Origin of the sequence: Pseudoalteromonas sp. APC 3224 (genome assembly GCF_030407535.1) — a bacterium.
Lineage (GTDB): Bacteria > Pseudomonadota > Gammaproteobacteria > Enterobacterales > Alteromonadaceae > Pseudoalteromonas.
Window position 1 is genome coordinate 45,552 of sequence record NZ_JASDDF010000024.1, and the last position, 17,818, is coordinate 63,369.

Annotated in this window: 15 protein-coding genes and 1 pseudogene; 12 read left to right on the forward strand and 4 right to left on the reverse strand. The window is 39.8% G+C overall.

From position 1 onward, the window contains the following. Positions 1 to 219 precede the first annotated feature (219 nt). From QL989_RS12240 to QL989_RS12265, 6 genes and pseudogenes are all read left to right on the forward strand, one after another. Positions 220 to 1,476 carry an efflux RND transporter periplasmic adaptor subunit gene (locus QL989_RS12240; protein WP_290170656.1) on the forward strand — a complete coding sequence of 419 codons (1,257 nt, stop codon included), beginning with the start codon at positions 220 to 222 and terminating at the stop codon, positions 1,474 to 1,476. 35 nt (positions 1,477 to 1,511) lie between these two features. After that, complete coding sequence (locus QL989_RS12245; protein ID WP_010388610.1) at positions 1,512 to 2,222, forward strand: ABC transporter ATP-binding protein; 711 nt, start codon at positions 1,512 to 1,514, stop codon at positions 2,220 to 2,222. A gap of 3 nt (positions 2,223 to 2,225) precedes the next feature. Further along, complete coding sequence (locus QL989_RS12250) at positions 2,226 to 3,539, forward strand: ABC transporter permease (RefSeq protein WP_290170657.1); 1,314 nt, start codon at positions 2,226 to 2,228, stop codon at positions 3,537 to 3,539. 10 nt (positions 3,540 to 3,549) lie between these two features. Beyond that, on the forward strand, positions 3,550 to 4,758 hold the full coding sequence (locus QL989_RS12255) for an FtsX-like permease family protein (RefSeq protein WP_138607367.1): 1,209 nt from the start codon (positions 3,550 to 3,552) through the stop codon (positions 4,756 to 4,758). Positions 4,759 to 4,843: 85 nt separating this feature from the next. Beyond that, positions 4,844 to 6,172 (forward strand): annotated as a pseudogene (locus QL989_RS12260) (sigma-54 dependent transcriptional regulator). Beyond that, positions 6,172 to 7,476, forward strand: coding sequence for an ATP-binding protein (locus QL989_RS12265; protein ID WP_109874498.1), 1,305 nt, complete (start codon positions 6,172 to 6,174; stop codon positions 7,474 to 7,476). The pseudogene QL989_RS12260 and the gene QL989_RS12265 overlap by 1 nt, the downstream one beginning before the upstream one ends. Before the next feature lie 198 nt (positions 7,477 to 7,674). On the opposite strand, the gene QL989_RS12270 is transcribed toward QL989_RS12265, so the two are convergent. Next, positions 7,675 to 8,013 (reverse strand): Grx4 family monothiol glutaredoxin, encoded by a 339-nt coding sequence (locus QL989_RS12270; RefSeq protein WP_024602947.1) that lies wholly within the window; start codon positions 8,011 to 8,013, stop codon positions 7,675 to 7,677. A 264-nt stretch (positions 8,014 to 8,277) separates the two neighbouring features. On the opposite strand from QL989_RS12270, the gene QL989_RS12275 reads away from it, so the two are divergent. The 5 genes from QL989_RS12275 (at position 8,278) to QL989_RS12295 (ending at position 14,193) form a co-directional block, all read left to right on the forward strand. Beyond that, positions 8,278 to 8,859, forward strand: coding sequence for a Fe-Mn family superoxide dismutase (locus QL989_RS12275; protein ID WP_010388603.1), 582 nt, complete (start codon positions 8,278 to 8,280; stop codon positions 8,857 to 8,859). A gap of 208 nt (positions 8,860 to 9,067) precedes the next feature. Beyond that, positions 9,068 to 10,990 carry a PrkA family serine protein kinase gene (locus QL989_RS12280; protein WP_010388602.1) on the forward strand — a complete coding sequence of 641 codons (1,923 nt, stop codon included), beginning with the start codon at positions 9,068 to 9,070 and terminating at the stop codon, positions 10,988 to 10,990. A 31-nt stretch (positions 10,991 to 11,021) separates the two neighbouring features. Continuing rightward, positions 11,022 to 12,305, forward strand: coding sequence for a YeaH/YhbH family protein (locus QL989_RS12285; RefSeq protein WP_010388601.1), 1,284 nt, complete (start codon positions 11,022 to 11,024; stop codon positions 12,303 to 12,305). 18 nt (positions 12,306 to 12,323) lie between these two features. Then, positions 12,324 to 13,838 (forward strand): SpoVR family protein, encoded by a 1,515-nt coding sequence (locus tag QL989_RS12290; protein ID WP_138607375.1) that lies wholly within the window; start codon positions 12,324 to 12,326, stop codon positions 13,836 to 13,838. 202 nt (positions 13,839 to 14,040) lie between these two features. Next, positions 14,041 to 14,193, forward strand: a complete 153-nt coding sequence (locus QL989_RS12295) for a universal stress protein (protein WP_249363168.1) — start codon at positions 14,041 to 14,043, stop codon at positions 14,191 to 14,193. Between the two features lie 10 nt (positions 14,194 to 14,203). Here QL989_RS12295 and QL989_RS12300 read toward each other — a convergent pair whose 3' ends face one another. Continuing rightward, positions 14,204 to 15,175, reverse strand: coding sequence for a diguanylate cyclase (locus QL989_RS12300; RefSeq protein ID WP_010388598.1), 972 nt, complete (start codon positions 15,173 to 15,175; stop codon positions 14,204 to 14,206). Positions 15,176 to 15,181: 6 nt separating this feature from the next. Continuing rightward, the gene (locus tag QL989_RS12305) at positions 15,182 to 16,186 is read right to left on the reverse strand and encodes a response regulator (protein ID WP_290170658.1); all 1,005 of its coding nucleotides are present in this window, start codon (positions 16,184 to 16,186) and stop codon (positions 15,182 to 15,184) included. A gap of 220 nt (positions 16,187 to 16,406) precedes the next feature. Here QL989_RS12305 and tpx point away from each other — a divergent pair, with 220 nt between their 5' ends. After that, positions 16,407 to 16,988: a thiol peroxidase gene (gene tpx, locus QL989_RS12310; RefSeq protein WP_138607379.1), complete on the forward strand. Its 582-nt coding sequence runs from the start codon at positions 16,407 to 16,409 to the stop codon at positions 16,986 to 16,988. Positions 16,989 to 17,061: 73 nt separating this feature from the next. Here tpx and adk read toward each other — a convergent pair whose 3' ends face one another. Further along, the gene (gene adk / locus QL989_RS12315; RefSeq protein WP_008468042.1) at positions 17,062 to 17,706 is read right to left on the reverse strand and encodes an adenylate kinase; all 645 of its coding nucleotides are present in this window, start codon (positions 17,704 to 17,706) and stop codon (positions 17,062 to 17,064) included. Between the last annotated feature and the right edge of the window lie 112 nt (positions 17,707 to 17,818).

Consider the following 17,818-nt stretch of genomic DNA (forward strand, 5'->3'; position numbering starts at 1 on the left):
CTTTTTATGTCCGCGGACATGTAAAACAAAAAGGGTAAAGTTAAAAATCAAATAAATTCAATAAGATAAAAAATGGCATGCTATTCGAATACAGCATAACTATATAAATTTTGAGGATGTTCGAATGTTTACTATTGGCTTATTTTTAATTTCACCAATTATTCTGTTTATTGCCTCGCTAATGATTACTGTGTTTGAAAAACACTAAGAGAATGAATAATGATTAAAGACACTAGCGGGCAAGACACGCAAATCTCACGACCTATAAATTTTAAAAAATACATCAGGCTGTTTATATTTATTGTGGGCCTAGTTTCTCTATGTGTATATGCACTATTAAATGCTGATCAAGAAGGTACTATCTCGGTTGATAGAGTAAGCCTACAAATAGCCACGGTGGTGCGCCAATCGCTAATACGCGATGTTGCAGCCAGCGGTAAAATTGTGGCCGCCAGAGCACCAAAAGTTTACAGCCCTGAACGAGGCTTTGTTTCATTGAAGGTTAATGCTGGTGACTCAGTAAAACTGCATGATGTAATAGCCATGGTTGATAGTCCTGAGCTCACAAACGAATTAAAGCAGCAACAGTCTGTTTTAGCTCGTCTTGAGGGCGAGCTACAACGTAAACACCTTGAGGCACGCCGCCAATCATTAAGCTTAAATAAAGCACTTGATCTAGCACAAGTAGAGTTAAACGCTGCCGATAGAGAAAATCGCAGAGCGACCTTGTCAATGCAAAAAAATGTGATCAGTCAAATTGATCACGAAAAAGCCATTGATGAGCTTGCCCGTGCAAAACTCTCTTATAAACATGCAGAGCAAGAAGTTGAATTGTCCAAAGATACACTTGCTTTTGAACTACAGGCCGCTAAACGAGATGTCACTCGTCAACAACTGATTGTCGGTGATCTACTTCGTAAAGTTAATAACTTAACAATTAAAGCCACTGTGTCAGGGATTGTAGGTAACTTACTAGTTCAACAAAGAGAAGCGGTAACACAAAGCCAACCATTAATGACTTTAGTTGATTTGAGTAATTTTGAAGCAGAGCTACAAGTCCCTGAAAGTTATGCAAATGAGCTTGGTTTAGGTATGGACGTAGAGATAACAATGGGCGCTAGCAAAGTGATGGGCGCCCTCTCTGCCATTTCACCAGAAGTAAATAATAGAGAAGTCACAACGCGTGTACGTTTTGACAAAGACATGACGGGTATCAGACAAAACCAACGATTAACAGCACGTATTTTATTAGAAAATCGTGACGATGTTTTACAAGTTAAGCGTGGGGCATTTTTACAACAAGGCGGTACACAGGTTTATAAAATTACCGGTGATACAGCTCAGCTCATTGATATTTCAATTGGTGCAACCAGCATTAATGCGGTTGAGTTAATCTCAGGGGTTCAAGCTGGCGATGAATTGATTATCTCAAGCTATAACAGTTTCAAACACACACACACATTATTACTTCGCTAACAATCGCGTAGAACCAAACAACAAAAGGAAAAAGCATGTTAAAGATGAATAATATAAGTAAAGTATATCAAACAGAAATGGTTCAAACCCATGCATTACGTGATTTTAATCTACACGTTGATGAAGGCGAATTTATTGCTGTTACAGGCCCTAGCGGATCAGGAAAAACGACCTTTTTAAATATAGCTGGAATGTTAGAACCCTTCTCTGCAGGTGAATATTTACTTGATGGAATTGATGTAGGTAAGTTAAACGATAACCAGCGCGCAGATTGTCGAAATCAAAAAATAGGCTTTATCTTCCAAGGGTTCAATTTAATACCTGACTTAAACTTATATGAAAATATTGAAGTACCGCTACGTTATAGAGGTATTAAAGCCGCAGAGCGTAAACGTCGCATTGAAAAATGTTTAGAACAAGTTGGTCTTGCCTCTCGGGCAAAACATTTGCCACAGCAACTCTCTGGCGGACAGCAACAACGAGTAGCCATAGCACGCGCGCTTGCTGGCGAGCCACGATTTTTACTTGCCGATGAACCAACCGGTAATCTCGACAGCCTTATGGCTCGTCAAGTAATGGAGCTGCTTGAACAAATCAATCGCGATGGCGCGACCATCATTATGGTGACCCATGATCCTGAGCTTGCTCGCAGAGCGCCAAGAAACATTCAGGTGGTCGATGGACAACTTGCCGACTTTACGCTGTATCAAGGCGCACAAAACCTTAAAAATGTTGCAGGAGCGTAAGCCATGCTATTACATTACCTCGATTTAAGTTGGCGTAGCTTTAAGCGCACTCCTCTGGTGAGTTTCTTAATGGTGCTGGCGATTGCCATTGGGATTGGTGTAACCATGACCAGTTTAAGCGTTTATCATATGATGTCAGCAGATCCGATCCCGCATAAAAGCAGTCAATTGTATAACGTACAATTACAAACCATGGATGAAGGTCACACGTGGTGGACGGGTGACGATATCCCCATGCAATTGACTTATCAAGATGCCGTAAATTTACATAATGCGCCTACTCCAGATAAAAAAGTAGCCATGATGCGCACTGGTTTCTCTGTGTATTTAGACTCAGATAAAGTTAAGCCGTTTACTGGTGAAGCACGCATGACCACACCTGACTTTTTTAGCATGTTTGATGTGCCATTTATTTATGGCGGTGTGTGGAGTGATCAACAAGAGCAATCTGCAGCCCCTGTTTTGGTGATTTCAAAAGAGCTGAACGATAAGTTGTTTGCGGGTAAGAACTCCATCGGCAAACTAGTCTATTTGGATGACGATAGCTACCAAATTGTCGGTGTCATTGATGACTGGCCCCTCAACCTTAAATATTACGATTTAAATAACGGCGCTTTTGATAAAATAGCAGACCTATTTTTACCCTTCAGTTTAATTAAAGCAAAAGAGCTCACCAGCTGGGGCAATAGTAATGGCTGGAAACATGAAAATATAAATACCTATGCCGATAGATTGCAATCGGAAATAGTGTGGATCCAATTTTGGGCTCAGCTTGATACACCAGAGCAAAAAACCGCTTACGGTGATTACCTCACATCTTACATTGAAGAGCAAAAAAAGCGTGGCCGCTTCACGCGAGAAAAACCTGAATATAGCCTGCGTGATGTAAACCAATGGATGGAATACAACAATGTCGTTAGTGAAGATAACAAAATACTGGTTAGTTTAAGCTTTGTGTTTTTAGCGGTGTGTTTAGCTAATATTTTAGGTCTTTTACTAGCAAAGTTTTTACGCCGTGCTCCAGAAGTCGGCGTGCGCCGAGCACTCGGGGCAAGTAAGCGACAAGTCTTTCTACAGCATTTAGTAGAAGTAGCCATGCTTGGTTTTATCGGCGGTTTGCTCGGTATTGTACTTGCACAAATTGGCCTGCTCGGGGTAAGGCAAAGTTACGAATATTACAAAAACATAGCCACGATGGATTTAGCCATGTTATTAAGTGCCCCAGTTATCGCAATAACTACTTGCATTATTGCTGGGCTTTACCCTGCTTGGCTAGTGTGTAAAACCAACCCTGCCATTTACTTAAAGAGCCAATAAGGAGCTAATCATGTTAGAAATAAAACCAATATTTCATGCCCTTTGCCGCTCAAAGGTAGGCGCAATATTACTTTTAATTCAAATTGCAATTACGACAGCCATTGTCAGCAATGCGGCGTTTATCATTCAAGATAGAATCGCTTTTTTAAACCAAGAAACCGGCTACCCAGAGCAAGACTTGTTTAAGTTCAATGTGATGACCTTTGGGAAAGACGTTGATGCTAGCCAGCAGTTTGAATTGGACGAAGCCATGTTAAGAGCCCTACCAGGGGTTGAGAGTGCAGCGCAAAGTAGCAGTATTCCGTTATCTGGTAGTGGCAGCGCTTCCGGCTTTAATTTAAAACCTGCACCACAAGAAAGTAAAAATGTGCGCACTGCTTACTTTTTTATTGATGAGCACGGCCTAGACACATATGGCGTAAAATTAATTGCTGGGCGTAATTTTACTGAGGCTGAAGTACTCATTACAAATTCACCGACAGATAGAACAACTAATGTCACTGTCGTTACTGAGGCGTTAGCCAATGAGCTTTTCCCTGAGGGCAATGGCCTTGGTAAGACCGTTTATTTTGGTGACTTACCCCTACAAATTATTGGGATCACAGCGCCAATGAAAGGCCCTTGGCTAAAAGATAGTCACCCCAATAATGTCGCGCTTATTCCGTATATTCAAGGCAAAACTTACGCACAATTTGCTGTAAGAACAAAGCCAGGACAACGCGCAGCTGTAATGAAACAAATCGAAAATGCGATGCTCAATAATTATAGTAAGCGGGTGATCAACAATATTAAAGGTCTTGATGAACTTAAAGATCAATATATGGCTGCAGATAAACTTATGATGCGTATGTTAATTGTGCTCATAACCATACTGGTATTGGTAACCGCACTGGGCATTTTTGGTTTGACGCTATTTAATATAAACAAACGTACCAAGCAAATTGGAACCCGTCGTGCTTTAGGCGCTCGTAAATCTGCAATTGTTAATTATTTTTTAGTTGAAAATGCGCTGATTTGCATTGCTGGCTTATTTTTAGGTGCTATTTCAGCACTTTTACTCGGTCAGTTATTAATGCAACATTTTTCAATAGCGGCATTACCATCAAGTTATATTGCTGTCACGGCAGTCATGGTGTTTACAATGAGTCTTTTGGCTGTATTTGGCCCAGCTAAACGCGCGGCAAATATTTCGCCGAGTATCGCAACCCGAACCATATAGCACAGCTCCCAACCTATGCTACACTGGCTAAACGCGGTGTAGCATTTTCAATATTTAAATAATAATAAACAGCGATTAAATTAACATGGAAAAAATACTTATCGTTGATGATAATCCTGCAATTTTAGATGCTTTGTCATTATTGCTAGAGATTCACGACTATAAAGTGGTTACTGCAAATAGCCCATTTGAAGCTATTTAAATTGTGCAATACCAGCGTATTGCACTTGTACTTCAAGATATGAACTTTAGTAACGACACAACTTCAGGAGAAGAGGGAAAGTTACTCTTTTATCAACTCAGAGAGCTAAATCCCCATCTACCCATTATTCTGATCACTGCATGGACCGAGCTTGAAACAGCCGTTGAACTTGTCAAAGCCGGTGCGGCTGATTATTTACCAAAACCATGGGATGATGCCAAACTTCTTACCTGTGTTAATAACCTAATTGAACTAGGAAAGACCAAAAAACAAAATCAAACCTTATTGCGCCACCAGCAAGAGCGGGATGCATCTATAGAAAATGCTAATTTAGTAGGTTTAATTTATCGCAGTACGGCCATGGAGCAATTAGTTAAAATGGCATTACAAGTCGCCAAATCTGATGTCTCTGTATTAATAACAGGCCCAAATGGCAGTGGTAAAGAGCGCATAGCACAAATTATTCAAGCAAACTCACCTCGCCAAAATGCTGCGTTTATTACGGTCAATGCAGGTGCCCTTCCCCATCAACTAATAGAAGCAGAATTATTTGGTGCAGAAGCAGGTGCTTTTACAGGGATCACAAAACAAAGGATTGGTCGATTTGAAGCGGCTGATGGTGGCACATTATTTTTAGATGAAATAGGTAATCTCCCTTTATCAGGACAAATGAAGCTCCTACGGATTTTACAAACGGGAGAATTCGAGCGCTTAGGTTCAACCCAGACCCGAAAAGTTAATGTCCGTGTAATATCAGCGACCAATGAAAACCTAACAGATGCAATCAGCAAAGGGCTATTTAGAGAAGACTTATACTACCGCTTAAATGTAATTGAACTTAACCTGCCAAGTCTTAATCAGCGACCGGATGACATACTTCCTCTTATTCGTCATTTTTTAGTAGAACGTGAGCTGGACTTACAATGCGAAAACCTACTTTTAGCCCATTCATGGCCCGGTAATGTTCGTGAACTTGAAAATGCATGTAAACGTGTCAGTGTGCTCAAACCCAGCGGTGAGATAAGCATCGACGACTTTGGTTTAACTCCTATTACGCCTCAAACACACACTCAAAAAGTAGAGCCTAACAAACAACAAATTGAGGATGCCATGCGTTTACATAAAGGGGTGATTGCCAAAGTAGCACGTGAGTTTGGACTCAGCCAACAAGCACTCTACCGTCGTCTTGATAAGTTTGAGATTGCCTACTGATGAAAAAATCAAGATACCGCTTCTCTTTAACTTCTAAAGTGATTTTAGTATGTGTATTTTCCTCTGTGATCCCTGTTTTTATCTGTTGTTGGCTGCTGGGTGTTGACGCTATAAAAACAACAGTAAGTGTTATTTTCACAGCCACTCTAAGTAGCTTATTGGCTCATCGACTCAGCGGTAAACTGGTCCAAGGTATTACTTCATTAGAAACTGGCTTATTAAATTTTAAAGATGGGGAACTATCGACTTTACTGGCCTATAACCATAATGATGAATTAGGTCATTTGTGTCAGCTTTACAATCAAACTGCCAAGCAATTAAGACAAGAAAAGCAATGGGTTTACCAACGAGAGTTGATGCTTGATAAGGTATTACAAAACGCCCCTCAAGCTGTATTATTGGTAAATGACAATGATTTTATTGTTTATAGTAACCATAGTGCGAGAGATTTTTTTAATGCAAGTACAGCCCTTGAAGGCGAGAAAATCTCACCATTATTGTCTAAAGCCCCACAGCAAATAATTAATGCCGTTAATAAAGGCGTAGATGGTTTATTTATTCTCGATAAAGCAGAACAAGAACCGCAAACATGGCACCTTTCAATGGGTCGCTTATTGCTTAACAACCAACACCACAGGTTGTTTGTATTTAAACAGCTGACCCGCGAATTGAGCCGCCAAGAAGTTGAAGTTTGGAAAAAGGTTATTAGGATCATTAGCCATGAACTCAATAACTCACTAGGTCCAATGTCATCCATGTTACATAGTGCACAGCTGTTAACGCAAAAAGTGGATGAACCTCGTTTACAACGCGTTTTCACTACCATTGAAGAGCGAATAAAGCATTTAAACGAGTTCGTTCAAGGCTATGGAAAGTTTGCTAAACTACCACCACCTAAAATAACAACGGTTGATTGGCATTCATTACTCGATCAATTACAAAGCCAATGGCAATTTAATTTCGACCTTCAAAAAGATATCATCACACGAGCCGATCAAACCCAAATAGAACAATTGCTCATTAACCTGTTGAAAAACGCACATGAATCAGAGTCGCTAGCAGAGCATATTAGTTTAAAAATAACACAAGATAACCTCGGCACTCATATTAATGTGAGCGATCAAGGAAAAGGCATGAGTGAAACGGTTATGGCCAGTGCTCTCATCCCTTTTTATTCTACCAAGGCAGCTGGAAGTGGATTAGGGTTGGCACTGTGTCGAGAAATTGTTGAAGCCCATCATGGGCAAATTAGCCTGCATAATCGTGAAATCGGCGGGATCAGTGTTTTTGTAAGTTTACCCTGATAACTGCTTATTTAAGAATGAAAACTTGCTCAATTTAGGGGCGATTCAATCGCGCTCTGAAGTTTGCGGCTTTGTAAGCTACGTAAAAACGAGTAAAGCTGCCTTCTCACTCCTTACTTTTAGCGTATAAGCAACAAGAGTAAATAATTTATAGACATAAAAAAAGCTGCAAATTGCAGCTTTTTTTTACCTAAACGCTTATTCAGCGTCTGCAGGTTTATGCTTTGCAGCTGTTTCTGCGATCAGTGGTTGTAATTCACCACGTTGAAACATTTCAATGATAATGTCACAGCCACCAATTAACTCACCTTCAACCCAAAGTTGTGGGAAAGTAGGCCAGTTAGCATACGCAGGAAGCTCTGCACGAATGTCTGGATTAAGTAAAATATCTACATAAGCAAACGGTTCACCACACGACATTAACGCTTGTGATGCTTGTGAAGAAAAACCACAATTAGGCAGTTTTGGTGATCCTTTCATGTATAAGATGATTGGGTTTTCAGCAATTTGCTGTTTAATTTTATCGATGGTTTCCATTTACAACCTCAAAATGACGATAGCGAACACATTAGGCCTTGAAAAAGTTTCACTGTGGCCTCAGATATATAGATTAAAATAGGCAATTAAAGCCTCAATCTTAATTAGCTTTAGCAAGAGCATTGCTGTTTGCTAAAACTTGAGTAAAATACTCAACAATTATAGTAACACTATATTCCTGTTTGGTATAGATAAGTGCCCTGTTTGCGCAGGCATTACGTATTACTAAATAGACTATCAACCAAAAGAAGATGGAGATAAAAAATGGCATTTGAACTACCGTCACTACCGTATGCAATTGATGCACTTGAGCCACATATTTCACAAGAAACGCTAGAGTTTCACCATGGTAAACACCACAACACTTATGTGACTAAACTTAACGGTTTAATCCCAGGCACTGAGTTTGAAGGTAAGTCACTTGAAGAAATCGTATGTTCTTCAGAAGGCGGTGTATTTAATAACGCTGCTCAAATCTGGAACCACACTTTCTACTGGAACAGCCTATCTCCAAATGGCGGTGGCGCTCCAACAGGTGCAATTGCTGATGCAATTAACGCGAAATGGGGCTCATTTGACGCATTTAAAGACGCGTTAAACGACAAAGCAGTAAATAACTTTGGTTCAAGCTGGACTTGGTTAGTTAAACTAGCTGATGGTTCACTAGACATCGTTAATACATCTAACGCTGCTACACCACTAACAGATGCAGGTGTTACTCCAATCCTAACTGTGGATTTATGGGAACACGCATACTACATTGATTACCGTAACGTGCGTCCAGATTACCTTAAAGGTTTCTGGTCACTAGTTAACTGGGAATTCGCGAACGCTAACTTCGCATAATTAGTTTAATACTAGTTTTAAAAAGACGCTTATGCGTCTTTTTTTATGCCCGCTACTTTATTTGATTATGGTTGTACGTAGGTTGTTTTATAAAAGCTCATCTTGATCATTTTTCATATAAATTTTTAATTTTATTGCACAAAAAATGAAATTCGTGACTAGACTTTAAATAGTGAATATATCTTCAAAGTAGGTTTCGGAGGTCATTATGACTATTTTTGATCACTACCAAGCACGTTATGAATCAACACAAGAAGAAGAGTACAGTGTTGCTGAATTCCTCGAAATTTGTAAAACCGATAAGTCTGCTTATGCCAGTGCACCTGAAAGGTTACTGATGGCCATTGGCGAGCCTAAAATGGTAGATACTGCTACCGATACTCGCCTAAGTCGCTTATTTTCAAATCGTGTTGTTGCACGCTACCCAGCATTTGCTGACTTTTATGGCATGGAAGACGCTATTGAACAAATTGTGTCTTATCTAAAACATGCAGCACAAGGCTTAGAGGAGTGTAAACAAGTACTTTATTTACTCGGCCCTGTGGGTGGTGGTAAGTCATCAATTGCCGAAAAATTAAAGTATTTAATGCAACAAGTGCCTATCTACTCCATTAAAGGCTCACCAGTTAATGACCATCCGCTGGCATTATTTGACCCCATTGAAGATGCAAACCTGCTCGAAAAAGAATATGGAATTAAGTCACGCTACCTTAAAACAGTGATGTCGCCATGGGCCGCAAAACGCTTACAAGAATTTAATGGTGATATTAGCCAATTTAGAGTGGTTAAACGCTTCCCATCAATTTTAAATCAAGTAGCGATTGCTAAAACAGAGCCCGGCGATGAAAACAACCAAGATATTTCGGCTCTTGTAGGTAAAGTAGATATCCGCCAGCTTGAACACTTTGCGCAAAATGATCCTGATGCGTACGCTTATTCAGGCGCATTATGTTTAGCTAACCAAGGCTTAATGGAGTTTGTGGAAATGTTCAAAGCACCGATAAAAGTGCTACACCCGCTTTTAACAGCCACACAAGAAGGCAACTATAACGGCACAGAAGGCATAAGCGCCCTGCCATTTAACGGTATGATACTCGCCCACTCCAACGAGTCAGAATGGCAAACCTTTAAAAACAATAAAAACAACGAAGCTTTTTTAGACCGTGTTTATATTGTCAAAGTCCCATATTGCTTAAGAGTGACCGAAGAAATTAAAATTTACGATAAGCTGATTGAACACAGTGAGCTTTATAATGCTCCATGTGCGCCAGGAACACTTAAAATTTTAGCTCAATTTACCACTCTCTCGCGCTTAAAAGAGCCAGAAAACTCTAGCATTTACTCTAAAATGCGGGTCTACGATGGTGAAACACTCAAAGATACCGATCCAAAAGCTAAGTCATACCAAGAATATCGTGATTACGCTGGTGTCGATGAGGGCATGAACGGTCTTTCAACTCGTTTTGCGTTTAAAATTTTATCTCGCGTATTCAACTTTGATACCACCGAAGTGGCTGCCAACCCAGTACATTTGTTTTATGTACTTGAGCAACAAATTGAACGAGAACAATTTAGTGCCGAGGTTGAAGAGCGTTATTTAAGCTTTTTAAAAGGCTATTTAATTCCACAATATGTTGAGTTTATAGGTAAAGAGCTGCAAACCGCCTATCTAGAATCGTACTCGGAATACGGACAAAATATTTTTGACCGCTACGTTATTTATGCTGATTTTTGGATTCAAGATCAAGAATATCGCGACCCTGATACAGGGCAATTGTTTGACCGTGATGCGCTTAATGCTGAGCTCGAAAAAATTGAGAAACCGGCAGGTATTTCAAATCCTAAAGATTTCAGAAATGAAATTGTTAACTTTGTACTACGTGCTCGCGCTCACAATAATGGCAAGAATCCGCTATGGACGAGTTATGAGAAACTACGCACTGTTATTGAGAAAAAAATGTTCTCAAACACCGAAGACTTACTCCCTGTCATTTCATTCAATGCTAAAACATCGGCTGAGGATCAGCAAAAGCATGAGGACTTTGTTAACCGTATGGTTGAAAAAGGCTACACGCAAAAACAAGTGCGTTTGCTATCTGAGTGGTATTTACGGGTTAGAAAATCGCAATAACCTTCATAATTGCAGTTTTTAGGAGGTCATTATGGCGCATTTTATCGACAGGCGTTTAAATGGCAAAAACAAAAGCACAGTTAACCGCCAGCGTTTTATTAGGCGTTATAAAAAGCAGATAAAAGAAGCGGTGTCTGATGCGATAAATAAACGCAGCGTCACCGACTCTAGCTCTGGAGAGAGTATATCTATTCCACAGCGTGATATTAGTGAACCTACTTTTCATCAAGGTAGAGGCGGTAATAGAGAGCAAATACATCCAGGTAACGATCAGTTCTCTACTGGTGATAAAATTGAGCGACCTAAAGGTGGACAAGGCGGTGGCGCGGGCGAAGGTGAAGCGAGTGATTCTGGCGAAGGCCAAGATGATTTTGTTTTCTCAATTTCTAAAGACGAATATCTTGATTTGTTATTTGAAGATTTAGAACTCCCTAATTTACAAGAAAACCAGCTCGATAAGCTCGTACAAATGAAAACCCATCGCGCTGGGTTTTGCAGCGACGGTATGCCCAGTAATATTGACGTAGTGCGCTCATTACAAGGCTCTTTAGCTCGTAGAATTGCAATGACCGCAGGAAAAAAGCGCCGCCTTAGTGAACTTGAGGGTCAACTCGCGCTACTGCTTGAACAACCACACTGCGACAAAGCCGCTGTGACATTGTTGCAACAAGAAATCGACATTCTAAAGCAGCAAATTAAATCGGTACCCTTTATTGATAACTACGATTTGCGTTTTCGTAACTACAATAAACAACCGCACCCAACCAGCAAAGCAGTAATGTTTTGTATAATGGATGTATCCGGTTCAATGGATCAAGCCACCAAAGACATGGCAAAACGCTTTTATATTTTGCTTTATCAGTTTTTAACTCGCAGCTATAAAGACATTGAGGTTGTGTATATTCGTCATCATACTCAAGCTAAAGAAGTTGATGAACAAGAGTTTTTTTACTCCCAAGAAACGGGCGGTACTATCGTTTCAAGTGCGCTTAAGCTGATGAATGAAATAATAGCAGAGCGCTATAATGCTGATGAATGGAATATATACGCAGCACAAGCCTCTGATGGTGATAACTGGGCAGATGATACCCCGCAATGTGGGCATATTTTACGTAACAAACTGTTAAGCGCAGTGCGATATTTTGCCTATATAGAAATTACTACCCGCGCCCACCAAAGTTTATGGCGCGAGTACCAAAGCATAAGCCAAACTCACAGTAATTTTGCCATCCAACATATTCAAGGTGTTGAAGACATTTACCCTATATTTAGGGAGCTATTTAAAAAAGGCCGTCAACAGCAAGGGGCTGCATAGCCAAAGCGAGGTAGCAATATGAATAACGAGCGAATCAGTGATGGGCCCGATTGGACCTTTGAGTTACTTCAGCAATATCAAGATGAAATTGCACGTGTTGCTGAGCATTATAAACTAGACACATACCCTAACCAAATTGAAGTGATCACTGCTGAGCAAATGATGGATGCTTACTCCAGTGTAGGCATGCCTATTGGCTATACTCACTGGTCTTACGGTAAAAAGTTTATCCAAACAGAACAAAATTATAAACGAGGTCAAATGGGCCTTGCATATGAAATTGTGATTAACTCCAATCCATGTATAGCTTATTTAATGGAAGAAAATACGCTGCCGATGCAGGCATTGGTTATGGCACATGCGTGTTACGGGCATAACTCTTTTTTTAAGGGGAATTATTTATTTAAAACATGGACTGATGCCGGTTCTATAATTGACTATTTATTGTTTGCTAAAAATTATATTAGCCGCTGTGAAGAGAAATACGGTATTTCTGAAGTAGAAAGCATACTCGACTCTTGCCATGCGTTAATGAGTTATGGTGTTGACAGGTATAAACGTCCGCAGCGTATTTCGTTATTTGAAGAACAAAAACGCCAGCAAGAACGGGCTGAGTACTTACAATCACAAGTTAATGAACTATGGCGTACCATTCCCTCTCAGCAGCAAGAATCGAAAAAGCCTGAGCGCCACTTTCCGCAAGAGCCGCAGGAAAACATTCTGTATTTTATTGAAAAAAATGCTCCTTTACTTGAGCCATGGCAACGAGAAATCGTGCGTATTGTGCGAAAAATATCGCAGTACTTTTATCCGCAAAAACAAACACAGGTTATGAATGAAGGTTGGGCCACTTTTTGGCACTACACTATTTTGAACCACTTATATGATGAGGGAAAACTAACCGACTCATTTATGCTAGAGTTTTTACAAAGCCATACAAATGTTGTGTATCAACCCCCTTATAATAGCGATTATTACTCAGGTATTAACCCCTATGCGCTGGGTTTTAATATGATGGTAGATATACGCCGAATTTGTGAAAACCCGACAGAAGAAGATAAACGCTGGTTTCCTGAACATGCTGGTAGTGACTGGCTTGAAACTCTTCACTTTGCAATGCAAAACTTTAAAGATGAAAGTTTTATTAGCCAATTTTTATCACCTAAACTAATTAGAGACTTTAAATTGTTCACTATCGTCGACCACACCAGCAACCCACATTTAGAAATAGGCGCTATTCATGACGATAATGGCTACAAAGCGGTTAGAGAGGCACTTTCTGCACAATATAACCTTAGTAATCATGAACCTAACATACAAGTTTACGATGTAGACTTACGTGGCGATCGCTCATTAACCTTGCGATATATTCCTCACAACGCCATTCCACTGGCCAACTCCCATGAGGAGGTATTAAAACACCTTTACAGACTATGGGGCTTTAGGGTAAAACTTGAACAGGAGTCAAATTCTGGTGATATTTCAACCATTGGTCAATGCCCAATGGATGATTCACGCCATACAACAGAGTAAAAAAATGCAGAGCGAACCGATTGTGAGTTTTATGCAAGTTACACTGTCTATATTTCTCCAATATTAAGAGATTTAGGCTTGGTTTTTTCTAAGGAACAGCTCGTTAATGCGTTTGAGAAACGACCACAATAGCAGCAGGCCCTTATAACTGATAATAACTTACGCGATAAGCTTCATATTAAAGCGGGGGTTACCCGAGGAGGTGATCTCAAGCTTAGCGGCTAAGATTAATGCTGATTTAGTGATTATAGGCTCTGTAGGAAATGTAGGGATTAAAGCTAAGCTCATTGGTAATACTGCAGAAAAAATAATGCGTTTACTCAAAACTGATTTACTTATTTTACCTCCCAATTAAAAAATGATGCTTACGCATCATTTTTTATATCAGCATATACCGACACTTTATTTCGACCGGTTTCTTTTGAATGGTAAAGTGCTTTATCGGCAGCTTCAATCCAACGCTCATGATCTTTAAATTCGTTGTCAAAGCAGGCAATACCCACACTAATGGCCATATGCATAGTGTGCTCTTTGTATTTCGCTGGTGAGGTTTCGATTAATTGGCGTAAGCGCTCAGCAAATACGATAGCCCCTTGTTTATCGGTATCTAATAAAGTAACAACAAACTCTTCACCGCCGTATCGCCCAGCAATATCAGTTTCACGCAATGCAGTTTTAAGTAAACTCGCTATATGACGAAGAGCTTCATCTCCCGCACTATGACCAAAGTCATCGTTTACCTTTTTAAAGTGGTCGATATCAAAAATTAATAACGAGCAACAACCTTCACTACGCTTAGTGCGTAAAAATTCTTGATGTAGTAAATGCTCCCAATGTCCTCGGTTTGCAAGCTGGGTAAGACTATCTGTTTGGCTTACTTGCTCTAATTTTTTGTTTAACTCTTCAAGCTCTTTTTTGTTAACTGCAATATCTGTTACATCGTAGATAATAATACAAATATGCTCAACTTCCCCTCGTACATTCGTAAGTGGAATAAACGTGGCGTTTTGATACATATAATCAGCTTTACCTGTTATCGGCCGATAATTTTTAAAACGAAAAATATACGGCTGCTGTTCCCAGATAGTAAATGAGCGATTTTTTAATACAAACACTGACTCAGCTTTACTTCTAAACCATTTTTCATCTATGGCTGGGAATAGATCAAACAAGTCTTTATCTTTTACTGCACTAGGTAATAACCCAGAATGGTTTTCCATAAAACCATTCCAAACGCACACCTTGTAGTCTCTATCAAGCACCACAAGGCCTACATCAACAGTATTGAACATGTCCATTAACCAATGGATTTCATTTAAATCTAAATCAGCTGGCATAAATATTTAATCTTCCAGTAGATAAGCAACTTTATATTTCAAAGTTTTAAGTGAATCTTCAGTAAAGAGCAACATTAAATCACAACTAATATCATGATTTTCAATACCGTAACTAATTTCTATGGCAAGTGTTCGTTGCCAACGCGACTTATTAGACTGAACAAGTTCAGAAACATCACGATGCTGGCCCAATACAATGGGGTGGCCTTGACTAAAGGTCATATCGAGCTGTTTGGACAAGCCTGTTAATATAGCGCCAATTAAGATGTTACTCACATCCATTAGCAACTCTAACTCCACCTTGTCGTTTAATTCACCTTCGTAATTCATTAGTGAGGCTATTTCTTTAAAACTAGAATCATTTAAAAGTAATAACGCCTCACCAGATACCCCGCCGCCTATAAAGCCTTGGCAAATACCTGATGTAGTGTCATTGGTATCAACAGAGCTTAAGGCCATGTTAAGCTCACTGACTTCTAAAACATTAACATTAGGAATGGGTAACTTAACAAATACATTAAGCAGTCTTGCGAGTAGATCCCCAGCTTGGCCCATAGCGACATTAGTCAACTCTTGATATATATCACGAACATCAGGGTCAACTTGTTCACCTAAAGAATGAGATAAGCGTTCACGCAGTGCTCTATCTCGTATACCATGGTGCTCTATAATGGCAGCGAGCTTTTCGGGGGAACATGGTTTTTGAATAAAATCGATGGCGCCAAGCCCAAGTACACGCTGATGTGCGCTAGGTTGAATATCGCCCGATACCACCACAGTAAGTACGTCTAGCCCCTGATCTTTCATTGCTGCCAGTACGCCATAACCGTCCATCTCTGGCATATTTAAATCAAGAAAAAGAATTTCAGGTTGGGCTTTGGTTATTTGTTTTATGCAGTCTACACCGTCACATGCAAATTCAATTTTAATATCCCAATCATCGGGCAAGGAGCGAGCTAACTGGCGTCGTGCTAATTTTGAATCATCACATATTAAAACCGATGTTGACATACAATCTCACTATTTTAAAACGGGGTGCAATTTTAAGCGTTTAGAACAAGCCACAGGTACATAAAAAAACAATACCTATTTCCTATACGTATATAGTAATCAATGTATCGCCTATTTACAATTTTAGGCAAAAATAAAGCTATGGATTATTCTGCTTGGTAACTTATCTACATTATAATACACTCACAATTATTACGTTAATTTAAAAGGAAAAAATTCCATGCGTCGTACATTAGCTTTTGCATTAAGCCTATTTTGCTGTGCAAGTTTTGCCGCAGATTTACCCGAAAACAAACTCGATGCAGGAAGAGTAACCGCACAAGGTAAGCCAGTGACCTTATTAGGGAAAGGCCTTACTGTCGGTGAAGATGCCCCTAATTTTAAAGTAGTTGATGAGCGTTTCACTGCAGTTACATTAGAAAATTATAAAGGCCAAGCTGTATTAATTAGTGTTGTACCGAGCTTAGATACCGGTATTTGTAGCTTACAAACTAAGCACTTTAATGAAAAAGTCGCCCAACAATTTCCAGGCGTGGCCATGCTCACCATTAGTGCCGATTTACCGTTTGCGCAAAAACGTTTTTGCAAGGCCGAAAATATCGATAAAGTGACGACGCTTTCTGATTCTGTATGGCGTGATTTTGGCCAAAAGTATGGCTTAATAATTAAAGATATGGGCTTACTTACCCGCGCGGTATTTATTTTAGATAAAAGCCATAAAGTTATTTATAAGCAATTAGTTAGTAGTTTATCAACTGAGCCTGAATACGATAGCGTTATTGAAAAGCTTAAAACGCTTTAAGGGTCGAATTTCAAATAATAAAAAACCGCTATAAAGCGGTTTTTTTAATTATGCTTTTAGTTTTAGCTACAAGTTAACCTAAAAGCTCAGCTAGTTGCTTGCTTACTGCTTCAACCGCTTGTGTACCGTCTAGTTTATGGTACTGCGTGTTACCCGCTTTCGCTTCTGCTTGGTAGTAGTCAACCAATGGCATTGTTTGCTCATGGTAAATGCCTAAGCGCTTACGAACTGTCTCTTCGGTATCATCTGCACGAATAATAAGTTCTTCACCTGTTTCGTTGTCTTTACCTTCCTCTTTTGGTGGATTGTAAACAACATGGTAAACGCGACCAGAACCTGGATGAACACGACGTCCGCCCATACGCTCAACAATAACTTCATCAGCAACATCAAATTCAATAACGTGATCAACCACTACGCCATTTTCTTTCATAGCATCTGCTTGTGGAATTGTACGTGGGAAACCATCGAGTAAGAAGCCTTTCTCACAATCTGGTTTTGCAATACGCTCTTTAACAAGGCCAATAATAATATCGTCTGAAATAAGCTGACCTGCGTCCATTACTTTTTTTGCTTCTAGGCCAAGTGGTGTGCCCTCTTTAATTGCAGCTCGTAGCATATCACCGGTAGAAATTTGTGGAATACCGTATCTATCCATTAAAAACTGAGCTTGAGTACCTTTACCTGCACCCGGTGCGCCCAAAAGAATAATGCGCATATCATTGTCCCCTAATATGAGAGTTTATTTTAAAGTCTGAATTCTTCCATAAGCGCTGCAGATACTCAAGTAACTTATACTAATTGTCTATACAGCAGCGCATAAAAAAGGG